Raw genomic sequence first — 16833 nt, forward strand, 5'->3', positions numbered from 1 at the left:
TTCCTGTCTGTAGAAACAAAAAAGCGCGGTGCTCGCAAGCCCGCGCCCTTGATCAGATGTCGTACTGCAGAATGTTCTCGACACTGCGCACGCCGAGCTTCTCCTCCACCGTGGCCCGCACTTTCTCGTAGACGAAATTGTTCAGCGTCAGCACCGCTTGGCCGGCGTAGTACTCCGACTTCTCGAGCTGGAACTGCACCCCCAGTACATCTTCATCCAGGTTCGGCTCCGTCGAACGCACACAGCTCATCACCATGACCACATCGCCTTGCTCGGTTTCCAGGCAAGCCGCCATCCCGACCACGCCCCTGGCCTTGCTCTTTTTCTTGTGATGGATGATGCGGGTGTCTTTTTCGACGTCGGTCAGCTTGTCGAACGCCCGCTTGGCCAGTGCGCCCAGCTTCGTGCCGCCCAGCAGTGCAGTGCCGGCTGCACCGATGATACGCACGCCCACCGCGCCCAGCGTGACGCTCAACTGCGAGGAGGTTTCCAGTTCGAAGCTGCGGTGGGGGGTGGTGAAGCCCAGGTCACGCATCGCATCGAGGAACTTGTCGTACCAGGCCTTGCCGTTTTCCTCGATATCCAGCGCCTTGTCCGCGACAAGGGTGGCGAAGTGGAACGCGTTCTTCACGTCGCGGCGGCTCTGTGCCGTCATGCCTGCACCACAGGCCAGCAAGTTGCCCTCGACCAGCAGGCCAGCGTCGGTGGTGGTGACTTGTTTATCATCGCTCATCTGAAACTCCTTTGGGTTGCCCCTGAACACCAGGGGCGACCACGTTAGCCAGCGCCAGCTCGGCCTGGCGGACTGAAGGAGTTCCAATAAGGTCAGCGGTGCGGGGGATACCAGCGCGGGGTATAGACCCACTGCGCGCCATCGGCATGCTTGAACACGGTGGTCGTACTGGAGCCGACCAGCACCATGGTGCGCATATCGACCATCTCAGGCAGCAACTCGCAGAGCGAGACGACGTTCAGGCTCTGCCCCGGCCTGCCGATGTCGCGCCCCAGGACCACAGGGGTCTGCCCATCCCGATGACGGCGCACGATCTCCAGGGCCTGCCCCAGTTGCCAAGGCCGGGCGCGGGAGATCGGGTTGTAGAACGCCAGCACCAGGTCGGCCTGCGCCGCCAGGTCCAGGCGCTTCTCGATGATCGACCAGGGCTTGAGGTTGTCCGACAGCGACATCACGCAGAAATCGTGCCCCAACGGTGCACCGGCCTGGGCCGCGGTGGCCAGGGAGGCGGAAACGCCGGGCAGGATCTGCAGGTCGACGCGATGCCAGGCCGGATCGCTCGATTCATGCAGCGCCTCGAGCACCGCAGCCGCCATGGCGAACACGCCAGGATCGCCCGAAGAGACCACCACCACCGAGCGCCCCTGCGCCGCAAGCTCGAAGGCGTGACGCGCACGCTGCATCTCCTCGCGGTTGTCGGTGCAGTGCAGCACCTGATCGGCGCGGAAGGGGCCGGCCATACGCACATAGGTTTCGTAGCCCAGTACATCGTTGGCGCGGGCCAGTTCGGCCTTGACTGCCGGCACCATGAACTCCGCGGCCCCCGGGCCCAGGCCGATCACAGCCAGGCGACCGCGCGCACGTCCGACCTGCAACGGGTCGATCGGCGCCGGCGCTACAGCGATGACCACCTCACCCTGTTCGATCAGTTGCGCGCCCTCCAGCGCCCGCCCGGCCATCTCGACCAGGCTGCCACCCGCTGCAGCGAACCGCAGGGGCACACCCAAGCTTCGGGCGGCGTCGTGCACGGCGGGCTCGGCCAGCGCATCGTCACCAGCCAGCAAGCACGCCAGCGATGCGTCGGCGATGTTCGCCGCAGCCAAAGCGTCACGCACACGGGCAGGCAGATCGGCCTGCCCGGCCTGCACAGCCACCAGTACCGAGCGCGCATGGATCAGCAACTCGTCGCGGCTGGCCGGGCGCGCCTGGCAGCCGACATGAATACTGCGTCGGGCCGCGGCGTCTTCGGGCAACTGCGCCTGGGCCAGCCAGGGCGCCGTACCTTCGATGCGCACGCGCTCGCCGGCCAGCAGGTCAGAGACGAAGCGCTTGCCCTGCTCCAGGTCTGCCAAGGCGTAGCCTGCCGGCGGATTGAGCAGGCAGGTGCCGAAACGCAGCTCGCCGCTGGTGGTGATGGCCGCCGCCACACCCAGCACTTCGCCAATCTCCCGGGCCATGACATTGACCCCGCTCAGGCCGCCCAGCAGCGGCACCACGGCGCTGCCGTCCTCCGCCACCGCCAGCACCGGCGGCTCGGCGCCCTTCTCGTCGAGCAGGGGCGCCAAAGTACGAATGACGATCCCGGCCGCGCACAGGGCGATGATCGGCACGCCTTCGCGGTACAGCCCACGGAGCGTGTCGCCGAAGGATTCGTAGCCGTGCTCGACGCCCTCGACCCGGCCGCTCAGGCCGTGAATCCGCGCCTGTGGATAACGCTGCTGGATACGCTGGGCGGTGGCCAGGCTGCCAGGACCGAGAATGACGATGGCCGGTGCCTTGTCGCTGTTCATCCCTGCCATTTTTCACCCGGTACGACGATCAGCGAGAAATACGGCGAAGACTGCGGATCGACCGCGTCCAGCGCGACGATCTTCTGGTTGGCCATGGTTGCACGCTCCACGTACAGCGCGCGCTGGTCCAGGCCCAGCTCGGCGAGCACCTCGCGTACCTTGGGGAAGTTGCGCCCAAGCTTCATGATCACGGCGGCGTCGGCGTCGGCCAGGCGGCGCTTGAGCTCTTCGTGGGGCAGTACACCGGAGAGCACGGTCAGCGTCTGGTTGCGGTAGACCAGCGGCGCACCGAGCACGGAAGCCCCGCCGAGCATCGAGCACACGCCCGGGATCACCTCGGCCTCGTAGCGCTGGGCCAGGCGATCGTGCAGGTACATGTAGGAGCCGTAGAAGAACGGATCGCCTTCGCAGATCACCGCCACATCACGACCGGCATCCAGGTGTTCGGCCACCTGCACGCTGGCTTCGTCGTAGAAGTCGCTGATCACCTGCTCGTACGACAGTGGTGCCGGCAGCACCTCGGTGGTGACCGGATACACCAGTGGCAGCAGGGTCTGCTGCGCCTGCAGATGCGCCTCGATGATACCGAAGGCATTGCCGCGCTTGCCCTTGGCCACGAAATACGCCACCACCGGCGCTTCGCGCAGCAGGCGCAGGGCCTTGACCGTGATCAGTTCCGGATCGCCGGGGCCGACCCCCAGGCCGAGCAGACGTCCACGAGGCTGCATCATTCCACCTCCGTGGCGAGGGCATTGACAGCCGCGGCGGCCATGGCGCTACCGCCCAGGCGCCCCTGCATGATGACGAACGGCACACCACGGCTGTCGGCGGCCAACATCGCCTTGGACTCGGCAGCGCCGACGAAGCCTACCGGAAAGCCGAGGATCAACGCAGGCTTGGGCGCACCCGCGTCGAGCATTTCCAGCAAGTAGAACAGCGCGGTCGGGGCATTGCCGATCACCACCACGCTGCCCTCCAGATGCGGGCGCCACAGCTCCAGGGCCACCGCCGAGCGGGTGTTGCCGGCGTCCTTGGCCAAGCCCGGCACGCTGGGGTCACGCAGGGTGCAGATGACCGGGTTGTCGGCCGGCAGGCGCGCGCGGGTGATGCCTTCGGCAACCATGTGCGCGTCGCAGAGGATCGGTGCGCCCTTGGCCAGGGCCTGGCGCCCCGCCGTTCCGGCGCCTTCGGAAAACTGCAGGCCGTCGATCGCCTCGACCATGCCGCAGGCGTGGATCACTCGCACGGCGAGCTTTTCCAGATCGGCCGGAATCCGCTCCAGGCGAGCCTCCTCGCGAATGATGCGGAAGGAATTGCGATAGATCTCCTGACCATCGCGGATGTAGTCAATCATCAAGGTGCTCCGTCGGCAGGTCGAGCATGGCGCCTGCTTCTTCTGGGGTAAGGTCGGATGCGCGCAGTCGGCCGAAACCCGGCAGGCGCGCATCGCGAAGATAAAGGTCATAACGGCCCGGGGCACGGGCCAGCAGGGTGGCCGGGGCGACATGGGCCACGGCACAGGAACGCGGGCAAGCCGTCAGGTGCACACTGGCCGGGGCGCCATGGTGCAGCAGCCCAGCGATCAACTGCGCATCGGCCTTGGTGTCGGACTGGCCCTTGGCGCAACCGCTGGAACCGGTGCAAGCGCTGATGCGTGCAAGTGGCTGCAAGACGTCGTTGATCATGCCCAGCGCCTTCGTTTCGGCCTGGGCCTGCCCGAGCAGCGATGGGTCGAAGTTCGGCAGCACCAGGCTCTGCCAGGGCGTGAGGCGCAGGCTGCCATCACCGGCCTCGCGCGCAAGCCTGGCCAGGCCGCGCAGCATCGCGGGCGTCAAGCGCCCCAGCGGCGGTGCCACGCCGAACGCACTGCCCTCACGCTGGGCCAACATACCGAGCCAGCGCGGCTTGGCGGGCGCTCGCCGCCATTGGCGCACAGCGCTGTCACGACGAATCGGCAGCCCCAGCCCTTCGACGAAATCCTGCACCGGGCAGGTCTGCAGCAACTGGCGCATCCGTGTCTGCTCGGGCGTGGCAAGGTCGAGGAAGCGCTCCAGCACTGCCCGCACCAATGCCACTCCCTGGTCCAGCGGTACGGCGCCAAGGGTTGCGCCATCGCCCGGGCAGCCCGCCAGCCCGAAGGCCAGCCACACCTGCCGGTCGAGCAGCAGCGCCGACAACCACAGGTCATGGGGGTGCGCGAGCATCGCCAGGGACTCGCCAGCGTCGAGCTGCACGGCGAACTTGGCCGACAACTCATGCAGGCGCGGGGTGGTTTCCAGCAGGTGCAGGATCTGTCCGGCCAGCGGCCGAATGTCGATCAACATCGCCGGATCGACACCGGCCAGCGGGCTGAGCATCAGGTTGCGGACATCGTCACCGGCCGCCTCGCGCGGCCCCAGGCCGGCATCGAGCAGGTGCCCGACCAGCGCCAGGTGGTCGTCGCCGATACCGCGGATCTGCAAATTGGCGCGGTTGGTCGCCTCGATCACTCCACCGGCGAAGCGCTCGGCAGCCTCGGCCACCGCCTCGGCCTGCTCGGCCAGCAGCAGGCCGCCGGGCAGTTTGATCCGGCAAATGCCGCCATCTCGCGCCGCGACGATGCGCCACAACCCCGGGCAGGCCGAGGGGCGGGGCGAAACGGCGGGTGTGTGGGGTGGCTTCAAGGGGGTATCCGGCAATCGTGAAGACGCGCTTCAGTGTAGAAGGCGCGGTATTATGCCTGCTTTGTCCGACGGCATGAAAAGCCGATGGTCGAGCAATGCTTCAGGACAGTGTCGTCCTTTTCGCCGCTGCGACTTGCCCGCGAAAAAGGCGACACGATTCCCAACACGACGGAAATGATCAGATGACCCCCTGGCTGACAGTAGTAGGCATCGGCGAAGACGGCTTCAGCGGCCTGGGCAAGCAGGCCCGGCGCGCGCTGCTGTCTGCTGCACGTATCTTCGGCAGCCCGCGTCAGCTCGCCCTGCTGCCACGCTGCGTGGTCGGCGAGCGCCTGACGTGGTCCAGCCCGTTCTCCCTCGCCCCTGTGCTGGCTCTGTCCGGCGAGCCCGTGTGCGTGCTGGCCAGCGGCGACCCGATGTTCTACGGCGTTGGCGCAAGCCTTGCGCGCCAGGTTCCGGCCGAACAGATGCAGGTGCTGTCGATGCCCTCCTCCTGCGCCCTGGCCGCCGCGCGCCTGGGCTGGCCGTTGCAGGACGTGCAGGTGGTGTCAGTGGTCGCGCGGCCGCTGGCGGCGCTCAATGCCCAGCTCTACAGCGGTGTGCGCCTGCTGGTGCTGAGCAATGACGGCGACAGCCCTGCAGCCATTGCGCAATTGTTGCGTGAACGCGGCTTCGGCCCGAGCCGGATGCAGGTGTTCGAACACTTGGGCGGCCCCGATGAGAAGCACCTGAATGGCAGCGCAGAAGACTGGCCCCACGCCCAGGCCGCAGCACTGAACCTGGTCGCCATCGAATGCCAGGCCGCGCCGGACAGCCCGCGCCTGTCGCCGATCAGCGGCCTGCCCGACGGCGCCTTTCGCCACGACGGCCAGTTGACCAAACGCGACGTGCGCGCCATCACCCTGGCACGCCTGGCGCCTCAACCCGGCGAACTGCTGTGGGATGTCGGCGCCGGATGCGGCTCGATCGGTATCGAATGGATGCGCGCCCACCCCAGCTGCCGCGCACTGGCCATCGAGGCCGACGAAGGTCGCCAGGCATTCATCGAATTCAACCGCGACCAACTCGGCGTTCCTGGCCTGCAGTTGATTCGCGGCAAGGCGCCACAAGCCCTGGCCGGTCTCGAACGCCCCGACGCTATTTTCATCGGCGGCGGCGTCACCGGCGAAGGCGTACTGCCCTTGTGCTGGGAGCGCCTGCGCCCTGGAGGGCGGCTGGTGGCCAATGCCGTGACCTTGCAGAGCGAACTGGCCCTGGCGCATTTCCGTGAGCAACACGGAGGCGAACTGACCCGCATCCATGTGGCCCAGGCCCAGGCCCTAGGCAGTTTCGACACCTGGCGCCAGGCCCTGCCGATCACGCTGCTCGAGGTGGTGAAGCCCTTCGATGCGTGAAGAAACCCGCGAACAGCCCGCGCCACTTCGCAGTGGCCTGACCACCGGCAGTTGTGCCACCGCCACCAGCCTGGCGGCAGCGCAGTTGCTGCTCACGGGCCAGTCCAACGACGCCGTGCAGATCACCCTGCCCAAGGGCAAGCAGGTGCAGATGCGCCTGGAATTCTGCCGCCGAGACGGCGAGCGCGCCGAGGCCGGCACCTTGAAAGACGCAGGCGACGACCCCGACGTGACCCACGGTGCCCTGCTCTACAGCCAGGTACGCCTGACCGACGAGCCGGGCGTGCGCTTCGTCGCCGGGCAAGGCGTGGGCACGGTGACGCGCCCCGGCCTGGTACTGGCAGTCGGGGAACCGGCGATCAACCCCGTGCCGCGGCGGATGATCAGCGAGCACCTGCAGCGACTGGCAGGCGACTGCGCCTACGCGGGCGGATTCGAGGTCACGGTAAATGTGCAGGGTGGCGCGGAGCTTGCGCTCAAGACCATGAACCCGCGGCTGGGCATTCTCGGCGGGCTGTCGATCCTCGGCACCAGCGGTATCGTCCGGCCATTTTCCTGCTCGGCCTACATCGCCTCGATCCACCAGGGCATCGACGTTGCCCACACCAACGGCTACACCCACATCGCCGCCTGCACTGGCAACGCCAGCGAAGACACCATGCGCCGGGTCTACGGGCTGCCGGAAATCGCCCTGATCGAGATGGGCGACTTCGTCGGCGCGGTGCTCAAGCACCTGCGCAAGGTGCCGGTGCCGCGCCTGACCCTGTGCGGCGGCTTCGGCAAGATCAGCAAACTGGCAGCCGGCCACATGGACCTGCACAGCCGTCATTCGAGCATCGACCTGCCGCAACTGGCAGGCTGGGCCGCGGATATCGGCGCGGACCCCGCACTGCAGGCGGCGATCATCGGTGCCAACACCAGCCAACAGGCACTGGCGCTCGCACATGCCGCCGGTATCGCCCTGGGCGATGCCGTCTGCGCCCACGCCCTGGCATTCGCCCGCAGCGTGGTGCCTGCGCAGGTGCAGGTCGAGGTGTTCGCCATCGACCGTCAGGGCGGCGTCGTCGGCAAGGCAGGTGTGCAATGACCGGCCGTATCCTGCTGCTGGGCGGCGTCACCGAGGCGCTGGCCATCGCCCGGTTGCTGGGGCCTGAGCATGTCTACAGCCTCGCCGGTATCGGCCGCATCCCGCAGGATCTGGCCTGTCAGGTGCGGGTGGGCGGTTACGGCGGGGCCGACGGCCTGGCCGACTACCTGCAACGCGAACGGATCGCGCTGCTGATCGACGCCACCCACCCCTATGCCGCACAGATCAGCGCCAATGCCGCGCAGGCGGCGAAGGCGGCGGGCATTCCCTGCTGGGCCTTGCGTCGCCCCGCCTGGCAACCGCAGCCGGGTGACGACTGGCGCGAGGTCGAGGGCTGGGATGAGTTGATCGACGCACTGGCGCCTTTCAAGCGCCCGTTGTTCACCCTGGGGCGCGAGCCGCTGCAACATCTCGAAGATATTCCGCCCCACCAGTTCTGGACCTTGCGCGCCCTGGAAGCCTGCCCGGGCAATGATCGCTGCGAGGTGATCGGTGCCCGTGGCCCGTTCCACCTCGAGGATGAGCGGGCGCTGTTCGAACGGCGCCAGATCGATGTGCTGGTGAGCAAGAACAGTGGCAGCGCCGCGACCGAGCCGAAGCTTGAAGTGGCGCGCGAGCGCGGGGTGCCGGTGCTGGTGTTGAAGCGGCCTGAGCTGCCGGAGGTGAATCGGCTGTTCGGATCGGTGGCGCAACTGCGCGAAGCCTTGTCGATGTGAGCAGCAGGCTCGGCTCGCGCGGGAGCTGCGCAGCAGCCCCAGCCATTTCCGACACATTCATCATCCAGCTCGGAATAGTCTTCCAGTCCCCCCTGCCTTAGACTTCAGCCTCCCTCACCGCAAGGCCCTGCCCATATGGAAATGCAATGGTGGATCTGGCTCGTCTTCGGCATCGCCCTGGTCCTGCTCGAACTGGTCCTGCCAACCTTCTTCATCCTCTGGTTCGGCATCGGCGCCATCCTGGTGTCGCTGATTGCCCTGGCCGCCCCTGCACTGCAACTGGACATGCAGGTGCTGCTGTGGGTGGCATTCTCCTCCCTCACCACCCTGCTGTGGTTCAAGCTGTTCCGGCGCAAGAAGCCGGACGTACGCTGGACTGCAGACAGCGTGATCGGTGAAGTCGGCCTGCTGACCGCCAGCGTGTCGCAGTTCCAGAAAGGCCGGGTGCGCTTCCAGAAGCCCATCCTCGGCAACGAAGAATGGACCTGCGTCGCCGACAGCGACATCCCCGCCGGCGAGCGCGTTCGCCTGGCAGCCATCGAAGGCAACACCGCGCGGGTTACCCGCCCCTGAACCTGTCTTGAAAGGAAGCTTGCAATGACCAGCCTCATCGTCGTCGCCGCCATCGCCCTGTTCGTCCTGATCACCCTGTTCAAGGGGGTGCGCATCGTGCCCCAGGGCGAGGAATGGATCGTCGAACGCCTGGGCCGTTACCACACCACGCTCAAACCCGGCTTGAACATCGTCATCCCTTACATGGACGTGATCGCCTACCGCCTGCCGACCAAGGACATCATCCTCGACGTGCAGCAACAGGAAATCATCACCCGCGACAACGCGGTGATCGTCGCCAACGCCCTGTGCTTTGCCAAGGTGGTCGACCCGCAGAAGGCCTCGTACGGCGTGCAGGACTTCTCCTTCGCGGTCACCAGCCTGACCATGACCTCGCTGCGCGCCATCGTCGGCGCCATGGACCTCGACGAAGCGTTGTCGAGCCGCGAGCAGATCAAGGCGCGCCTGCGCGAGGCGATGTCCGAACAGACCGAAGACTGGGGCGTGACCGTGCGTTCGGTGGAGATCCAGGACATCAAACCGTCGGAGAACATGCAGGTGGCCATGGAGCGCCAGGCTGCGGCCGAGCGTGAGCGTAAAGCCGACGTAACCCGTGCCGAAGGCGCCAAGCAGGCGGCGATTCTCGAAGCCGAGGCGCGCCTGCAGTCAGCCAAGCTCGATGCCGAGGCACAGATCAACCTGGCCGAAGCCTCGGCCCGGGCGATTTCGCTGGTGCGTGAAGCGGTGGGCAATGAGACCACCCCGGCCATGTACCTGCTGGGTGAGCGCTACATCGGCGCGATGGAAAACCTCGCCGGGAGCGACAATTCGAAAGTCGTAGTGTTGCCAGCGGACCTGCAGGAAACAGTGCGCGGCCTGCTGGGGCGCGGCAAGGCCTGATACCGGCGGTGACTGCTTCGCGGGCAAGTCGGGGCGCCGAACCGCCGCTCCCACAAATGCCCCGTCGAGATGAAGATTGCGGGGCTCCTGTAGGAGCGGGCTTGCCCGCGAAGAACACAACGCCACTTTCACCGGCTGTGCAACAGCAACTGCGGCACTTCACCGCACCCCCGCATTTTTACCTATACTCCGCCGTACAATAGCCACCTGATTCCTGACCGGATCTCTCCATGACCCCACGTCGGCACATCGCCTGGATAGCCTGCCTTGCAGTGCTGTTCAACCTGCTGGCCATGCCGCTGTCTTCCGCCGTGCCCAAGGGCCCGGCCGAGCAGCTGCTGTGGGGTGCCTTCTGCTCGACTGGCGCGGGCAAGGCCAAGCTCGATGTCCAGGCCCTGGCCAAGATCGACCTGGGCCAACAGGACGACCACTCCAACATGCAGCACTGCTGGTGCTGCTCGGGTACCTCGCCTGTGCTCGCCCTGGCCAGCCACGCACCGCAACTGCACAACCCGCCGCAACTGCGCTTCGGCCAGGCGCCGCCACTCGCCACGCACCAGTCCACGCCGCGCCAGCTCTGGCCGGCGCTCAATCCGCGAGCCTCTCCACTGGCCTGAGTTCAAGACGCTGTTCCTGAACCCGTACAGACCGGAGACCCACCATGCTCAAGCAAGCCCTCATCCTGGCCACCCTGCTGCTGCCCAGCGCCTTTGCCAGCGCCCACGAATACAGTGTCGGCGACCTGCATATCGCCCATCCCTGGTCGCTGGAGCTGCCACCCAACGCGCCCAATGTCGCGGCCTATTTCATCGTTCACAACAACGGTAAGGTCGACGACCGCCTGTTGAGCGTCGACAGCCCCGTCAGCGATGACGCCCAGTTGCACGAACACATCAAGACCGCCGCCGGTGCCATGAAGATGCAGCAGGTGCAGAGTGTGGTCGTGCCCGCAGGCAAGGACCTGACCTTCGCCCCCAGCGCCTACCACGTGATGCTGATGCAGCCCAAGGACCGCAGCCTGCTCACTGACGGCAAGCGCTTCCCGCTCACCCTGCACTTCGAGAAAGCCGGTGACATCACCGTCGAGGTCGCCGTGCAGAAGCAGCCGCCCGCCGATCAGGCAGGACACGAACACGCGCACTGACCGCTGACAGGCGCTCGTCATGAGCTTGCCGCGCAACAGCACAGCCCGCAGCACCCGCCCTGATCGCAGGCGCGTCGGTGGCGGCTGGCTGAGCCTGTTCGCCATGTGGATGATCTTCATCGGCCCACTGGTTTCCCAGTCGATGCCGATGGATCACCACGCCGGCATGAACATGAGCATGGCCATGGACATGCCCATGGCCTCGGGGCATTCGCATGCCGGGCAAGACCACCACGGCCACGGCAACGATGGCCAGCTACACGCGGACTGGGAGAAATGCGGCTATTGCAGCCTGCTGTTCAACTGCCCCGCCCTGCCCCAGACCCTCAGCCCACTCAGCCTCGCCAGCGCCATCCCGTCCACCCTCACCACCTACCCGACCCGCCAGGGCCATGCCCTGCAAGCGGTGTTTCCCGGTGCCCGCAGCCGCGCCCCACCTGCGTCGATCAACGTCTGACCACCCCGTTTAACGCCCGAAGCCAGGAGGCTTCGCGCTTACTCATGACTGATCGACTGGAATCATTATGTCCGGCTGCACCCCTGTTTCTGCCCTGTCCCGCCATGGGACCCTCGCCATGCTCTGCGGCTCGCTGCTGAGCCCGCTGGCACTCGCCGTCGAGCCTGGCCACGAAGGCCATGACACCCCGGAACTGAGCCCGACGGTGATCACCGCCATCGCGCCCAGCTCGCCGCTGACCGTGGTCACCAACCCCAAGGATCCCCGCCAGCCGGTGCCGGCCAGCGACGGCGCCGACTACCTCAAGACCATCCCAGGCTTTTCCGCCATCCGCTCCGGCGGCACCAACGGCGACCCAGTGCTGCGCGGCATGTTCGGTTCGCGCCTGAACATCCTCACCAACGGCGGCGTGATGCTCGGCGCCTGCCCCAACCGCATGGACGCCCCGACCTCGTACATCTCGCCGGAAACCTACGACCGCCTGACCGTGATCAAAGGCCCGCAAAGCGTGATCTGGGGCCCCGGCGGCTCGGCTGGCACCATCCTCTTCGAGCGCGAGCCGGAGAAATTCGGCACCCTCGGCAGCCGGGTCAACGCCAGCCTGCTCGCCGGCTCCAACGGCCGCTTCGACAAGGTGCTCGACGCCGCCGCCGGCAACAGCCAGGCCTACGCGCGCTTCGTCGGCAACCAATCGCGCTCGGATGACTACAAGGATGGCAACGGTGATACCGTGCCGTCGCGCTGGGACAAATGGAACGGCGACGTGACCCTCGGCTGGACCCCGGATACCGACACCCTGCTCGAACTCACCGCCGGTAAGGGCGATGGCGAGGCGCGCTACGCCGGGCGCGGCATGGACGGCTCGCAGTTCAAGCGCGAAAGCCTGGGCCTGCGCTTTGAAAAGTCCAACCTCGGCGAGGTGCTCGACAAGGTCGAGGCGCAGGTCTACTACAACTACGCCGACCACGTGATGGACAACTACAGCCTGCGCACGCCCTCGGGCAGCGGCATGATGGGCATGCCCATGGTCAGCAATGTCGATCGCCGTACCCTCGGCGCACGCATCAAGGCGACCTGGCGCTGGGCCGACGTGCAGTTGATCAGCGGCATCGACGCGCAGACCAACGAACACCGCAAACGCGGCGGCATGGGCGTCGATGCGCACAAGGGCCAGCCCTGGACCAAGGACGCCGACTTCCATAACTACGGCGTGTTCAGCGAGCTGACCTGGTACGCCACCGGCGAGGATCGCCTGATCAGCGGTGCGCGCCTGGACCGGGCCTCGGCCCGCGACTTCCGCCAGGCCAGTGCCACCAACGGCGACACCCGCGCCGATACCCTGCCCAGCGGCTTCATCCGCTACGAGCATGACCTGGCGTCGATCCCGGCCACCAGCTATATCGGCCTGGGCCACGCCCAGCGCTTCCCCGACTACTGGGAGCTGTTCTCGCCAACCAACGGCCCGCGTGGCTCGGTCAATGCCTTCGACAGCATCAAGCCAGAGAAGACCACCCAGCTCGACTTCGGCATCCAGTACCAGGACGAACGCCTGCAGGCCTGGGCCTCCGGCTACGTCGGGCAGATCCGCGACTACATCCTGTTCGACTACCGCAGCATGATGGGCATGAGCAGCACCCAGGCGCAGAACATCGACGCCCGCATCATGGGTGGCGAGCTGGGCGCGGCCTACAAGCTGGACGAGAACTGGAAGGCCGACGCCACGCTGGCCTACGCCTGGGGCAAGAACAGCAGCGACGGCAAGGCCCTGCCGCAGATGCCCCCGCTGGAAAGCCGCCTGGGCCTGACCTACAGCCGCGATACCTGGAGCGTCGGTGCGCTGTGGCGGCTGGTCGCGGCGCAGAATCGCATCGCCGAGAACCAGGGCAACGTGGTGGGCAAGGACTACGAGAAGAGCGGCGGTTTCGGCGTGTTCTCGCTCAACGGTGCCTACAAGGTCAACCACAACCTCAAGCTCAGCGCGGGCGTCGACAACCTGTTCGACAAGGCCTACGCCGAGCACTTGAACCTGGCCGGGAACGCCGGGTTCGGCTATCCGGCGGCAGACCCGCAGCCGGTCAACGAGCCGGGCAGGACCTTCTGGACCAAGGTCGATTTCAGCTTCTGACAATAACAACCGGGGCGCGGGCCTGACCGCGCCCCACCTGGTCGAACGGGAGGCTCCATGAGCAAACCAAAGCAATCCTTCTACAACCTGGCCTGGCGCTGGCATTTCTATGCCGGGCTGTTCGTCGCGCCCTTCATGATCCTGCTGGCGATCACCGGGATCATCTACCTGTTCAAGCCGCAGCTCGACCCGTGGATGTACCGCGACCTGATGGTGGTCGAGGCCGGCCAGCAACGCCAAAGCGCCGATACCCTGCTGGCCCAGGTGCACCAGGCTTATCCACAGGGCCATGTCGGCCAGTACCTGCCACCGTTGAACGCCGAGCGCAGCGCGCAGTTCGTGGTGCATGACGGCGGCCGCGAACTGAACGTGTTCGTCGACCCGTACAGCGCCAAGGTGCTGGGCGCGCAGGACGGCAAGCAGAACCTGCAGGCCATCGCCCGTGCCCTGCATGGCGAGCTGATGGTCGGCACCGTCGGCGATCGGCTGGTGGAGCTGGCCGCAGGCTGGGGCATCGTGCTGGTGGTGTCCGGGCTTTATCTGTGGTGGCCACGTGGCCGCAACAGCCGTGGCGTACTGTGGCCACGCCTGTCGGCACGCGGGCGCGTGCTGTGGCGCGACCTGCATGCGGTCAGCGGCTTCTGGGGTTCGGCGCTGCTGTTGCTGATGCTGCTCAGCGGCATGACCTGGACCGGGCTGTGGGGCAAACAGTACGCCGATCTGTGGAACCGTTTCCCGGCGGCGATGTGGAACGACGTACCGAAATCCGACCAGCAGGCCGGCGCGCTGAACAGCGCCCATCGCCAGACCGTGCCCTGGGCCCTGGAAAACACGCCGATGCCGGTGTCCGGCGCGCATGCCGAGCACATGGGCCATCACGACATGCACAGCGCCCCAGCCGCGCCGCAGATCACCCTGCAGCAGGTCGAGGACCTGGCCAACGCCCGCGGCGTGGCGCCGGGCTACAGCATCACCTCGCCGAGTACCGCTGAAGGTGTGTTCACCATCGCGGTGTTCGCCGACGATCCGCGCAACGACGCCACCCTGCATGTTGACCAGTACACCGGCAAGGTCCTGGCCGACGTGCGCTGGCACGACTACAGCCCGGTAGCCCGCGCCACCGAGCTTGGGGTGATGCTGCACGAGGGCAAGATGTTCGGGGCGCTCAACCAGATCGTCATCCTGCTGGTGTGCCTGATGATCCTGCTGGGCTCGGTGAGCGGCTTGGTGATGTGGTGGAAGCGCCGCCCGTCAGGCGGGCTTGGCGTGCCGCCGCTGCGTCATGACCTGCCGCGCTGGAAGACTGCCGTGGGGGTGATGCTGGTGCTGGGTGTCGTGTTCCCGCTGGTGGGGGTGTCGATGGTAGTGATGTGGGTGGTGGACAGCCTGGTGGTGCGGCGCGGGCGGGTCGCGGTTCAGGCCTGAATCGCGTCGGCCTTTTCGCGGGCAAGCCCGCTCCCACAAGGTACAGCGGCGCCGTAGCTTGTGGGAGCGGGCTTGCCCGCGAAAAGGGCATCCGTTGATTTCAGTCATTCAAGAATCGCCACTGCACCGCCAAGATCGTGGCGATCTGTCACGCCCGCACCTTTGCAGTGCGTGTTAGCCTAACCGGCTTTCGCTCACAAGAAGACTGACCCTCAATGGAATGCAGCCTATGACCCGGACCTCATCCCCCCAGGCAGATGACCAGCATCTGCAACGCAACCTGACCAACCGCCACATCCAGCTCATCGCCATCGGTGGCGCCATCGGCACCGGCCTGTTCATGGGCTCGGGCAAGACCATCAGCCTCGCCGGCCCATCGATCATCTTCGTCTACATGATCATCGGCTTCATGCTGTTCTTCGTCATGCGGGCCATGGGCGAGCTGTTGCTGTCGAACCTCAACTACAAGTCGTTCATCGACTTCTCCGCCGACCTGCTCGGCCCCTGGGCCGGCTACTTCACCGGCTGGACCTACTGGTTCTGCTGGGTCGTCACCGGCATCGCCGACGTGGTGGCGATCGCCGCCTATACACAGTTCTGGTTCCCCGACCTGCCGCAGTGGATACCGGCGCTGACCTGCGTGGCGGTGCTGCTGTCGCTGAACCTAGTCACGGTGAAACTGTTCGGCGAAATGGAGTTCTGGTTCGCCCTGATCAAGATCATCGCCATCCTCGGCCTGGTCGCGACCGGGCTGTACATGGTCGTCACCGGCTTCCAGTCGCCGAGCGGCCACACGGCCAGCCTGGCCAACCTGTGGAATGACGGCGGCATGTTCCCCAATGGCCTGTTCGGTTTCTTCGCCGGTTTCCAGATCGCGGTGTTCGCCTTCGTCGGCATCGAGCTGGTGGGCACCACCGCCGCCGAAGCGAAGAACCCCGAGCGCACCCTGCCGCGGGCGATCAACTCGATCCCGATCCGCATCATCGTGTTCTACGTGCTGGCGCTGATCGCGATCATGGCGGTCACGCCCTGGCGCGACGTGGTGCCGGGCAAGAGCCCGTTCGTCGAGCTGTTCGTGCTGGCTGGCCTGCCGGCAGCGGCAAGCATTATCAACTTCGTGGTGCTGACCTCGGCCGCTTCGTCGGCCAACAGCGGCGTGTTCTCCACCAGCCGCATGCTCTACGGCCTGGCCCAGGAAGGCGATGCCCCGAAGTCCTTCGAGAAACTCTCGCGGCGCGCCGTGCCGGCCAACGGCCTGTACTTCTCCTGCCTGTGCCTGCTGCTCGGCGCGGTGCTGATCTACCTGGTGCCGAACGTGATCGAAGCCTTCACCCTGGTGACCACGGTGTCGGCGGTGCTGTTCATGTTCGTCTGGACGCTGATCCTGCTGTCGTACCTGAGCTACCGCAAGCAACGTGCGGCGCTGCACGAGAAGTCGATCTACAAGATGCCTGGCGGGCGCTTCATGTGCTACGTGTGCCTGGTGTTCTTCGCCGGCATCCTGGTGCTGCTGAGCCTTGAGGCCGACACCCGTTCGGCGCTGGTGGTGACACCGATCTGGTTTGTGATCCTGGCGGTCACTTACCAGTTCGTGCGCAGCAAGCGCCAGCCACGAGCGGTGGTGCGCGACAACTGATCTGCACAGGGCTGCTCTGCAGCCCTTTCGCGGGCAAACCCCGCTCTCACACTCATGGTGTGCAGTTTCACTTCGCCCCCAGCGCGCTGCGCATAAACTGCTCACCCTCTGGCCCCAATCCTGTGCAGGCTCGCCGAGCAAGCACCAACCTGGCCCCTGCCAGAGCCCCGCATCGAAGCACAACCCTTCTAATCCGCAGCTTCGCGCACCA

Annotated in this window: 16 protein-coding genes; 11 read left to right on the forward strand and 5 right to left on the reverse strand. The window is 66.3% G+C overall.

Annotated features, from left to right (window positions below):
- Positions 1–52: 52 nt before the first annotated feature.
- From ACK3BK_RS22365 to cobG, 5 genes are all read right to left on the reverse strand, one after another.
- Positions 53–733 carry a hypothetical protein gene (locus ACK3BK_RS22365; RefSeq protein ID WP_411383343.1) on the reverse strand — a complete coding sequence of 227 codons (681 nt, stop codon included), beginning with the start codon at positions 731–733 and terminating at the stop codon, positions 53–55.
- Between the two features lie 92 nt (positions 734–825).
- Positions 826–2532 (reverse strand): precorrin-3B C(17)-methyltransferase, encoded by a 1707-nt coding sequence (cobJ, locus tag ACK3BK_RS22370; RefSeq protein WP_411383344.1) that lies wholly within the window; start codon positions 2530–2532, stop codon positions 826–828.
- Positions 2520–3251, reverse strand: a complete 732-nt coding sequence (locus ACK3BK_RS22375) for a precorrin-2 C(20)-methyltransferase (RefSeq protein WP_186710806.1) — start codon at positions 3249–3251, stop codon at positions 2520–2522. The genes cobJ and ACK3BK_RS22375 overlap by 13 nt, the downstream gene beginning before the upstream one ends.
- Entirely contained in the window at positions 3251–3877 is a 627-nt protein-coding gene (locus ACK3BK_RS22380) for a precorrin-8X methylmutase (RefSeq protein ID WP_054894218.1), read from the reverse strand. The genes ACK3BK_RS22375 and ACK3BK_RS22380 overlap by 1 nt, the downstream gene beginning before the upstream one ends.
- The gene (gene cobG / locus ACK3BK_RS22385) at positions 3870–5201 is read right to left on the reverse strand and encodes a precorrin-3B synthase (RefSeq protein ID WP_411383345.1); all 1332 of its coding nucleotides are present in this window, start codon (positions 5199–5201) and stop codon (positions 3870–3872) included. Before cobG ends, ACK3BK_RS22380 begins: the two co-directional genes overlap by 8 nt.
- A 167-nt stretch (positions 5202–5368) precedes the next feature.
- Between cobG and cbiE the strand changes: the two genes are divergently transcribed.
- The 11 genes from cbiE (at position 5369) to cycA (ending at position 16622) form a co-directional block, all read left to right on the forward strand.
- Positions 5369–6580 carry a precorrin-6y C5,15-methyltransferase (decarboxylating) subunit CbiE gene (gene cbiE, locus ACK3BK_RS22390; protein ID WP_411383346.1) on the forward strand — a complete coding sequence of 404 codons (1212 nt, stop codon included), beginning with the start codon at positions 5369–5371 and terminating at the stop codon, positions 6578–6580.
- On the forward strand, positions 6573–7667 hold the full coding sequence (locus ACK3BK_RS22395) for a cobalt-precorrin-5B (C(1))-methyltransferase (RefSeq protein ID WP_411383347.1): 1095 nt from the start codon (positions 6573–6575) through the stop codon (positions 7665–7667). Before cbiE ends, ACK3BK_RS22395 begins: the two co-directional genes overlap by 8 nt.
- Positions 7664–8383, forward strand: coding sequence for a cobalt-precorrin-6A reductase (locus ACK3BK_RS22400; protein ID WP_186665992.1), 720 nt, complete (start codon positions 7664–7666; stop codon positions 8381–8383). Before ACK3BK_RS22395 ends, ACK3BK_RS22400 begins: the two co-directional genes overlap by 4 nt.
- Before the next feature lie 135 nt (positions 8384–8518).
- Positions 8519–8956 carry an NfeD family protein gene (locus tag ACK3BK_RS22405; RefSeq protein WP_054894581.1) on the forward strand — a complete coding sequence of 146 codons (438 nt, stop codon included), beginning with the start codon at positions 8519–8521 and terminating at the stop codon, positions 8954–8956.
- A gap of 24 nt (positions 8957–8980) precedes the next feature.
- Positions 8981–9835 (forward strand): SPFH domain-containing protein, encoded by an 855-nt coding sequence (locus ACK3BK_RS22410; protein WP_186665990.1) that lies wholly within the window; start codon positions 8981–8983, stop codon positions 9833–9835.
- A 230-nt stretch (positions 9836–10065) separates the two neighbouring features.
- Positions 10066–10452 (forward strand): DUF2946 domain-containing protein, encoded by a 387-nt coding sequence (locus ACK3BK_RS22415; RefSeq protein ID WP_411383348.1) that lies wholly within the window; start codon positions 10066–10068, stop codon positions 10450–10452.
- Between the two features lie 44 nt (positions 10453–10496).
- Positions 10497–10979 carry a copper chaperone PCu(A)C gene (locus tag ACK3BK_RS22420; protein ID WP_186665986.1) on the forward strand — a complete coding sequence of 161 codons (483 nt, stop codon included), beginning with the start codon at positions 10497–10499 and terminating at the stop codon, positions 10977–10979.
- A 19-nt stretch (positions 10980–10998) separates the two neighbouring features.
- The gene (locus ACK3BK_RS22425) at positions 10999–11436 is read left to right on the forward strand and encodes a DUF2946 domain-containing protein (protein ID WP_186665984.1); all 438 of its coding nucleotides are present in this window, start codon (positions 10999–11001) and stop codon (positions 11434–11436) included.
- Positions 11437–11503: 67 nt separating this feature from the next.
- Entirely contained in the window at positions 11504–13561 is a 2058-nt protein-coding gene (locus ACK3BK_RS22430; protein WP_411383349.1) for a TonB-dependent copper receptor, read from the forward strand.
- A gap of 57 nt (positions 13562–13618) precedes the next feature.
- Entirely contained in the window at positions 13619–14986 is a 1368-nt protein-coding gene (locus tag ACK3BK_RS22435) for a PepSY-associated TM helix domain-containing protein (RefSeq protein WP_411383350.1), read from the forward strand.
- A 229-nt stretch (positions 14987–15215) separates the two neighbouring features.
- On the forward strand, positions 15216–16622 hold the full coding sequence (cycA, locus tag ACK3BK_RS22440) for a D-serine/D-alanine/glycine transporter (protein ID WP_411383351.1): 1407 nt from the start codon (positions 15216–15218) through the stop codon (positions 16620–16622).
- Positions 16623–16833: the final 211 nt, after the last annotated feature.

This window comes from Pseudomonas sp. L7 (genome assembly GCF_046605565.1).
Classification (GTDB): domain Bacteria; phylum Pseudomonadota; class Gammaproteobacteria; order Pseudomonadales; family Pseudomonadaceae; genus Aquipseudomonas; species Aquipseudomonas wayambapalatensis.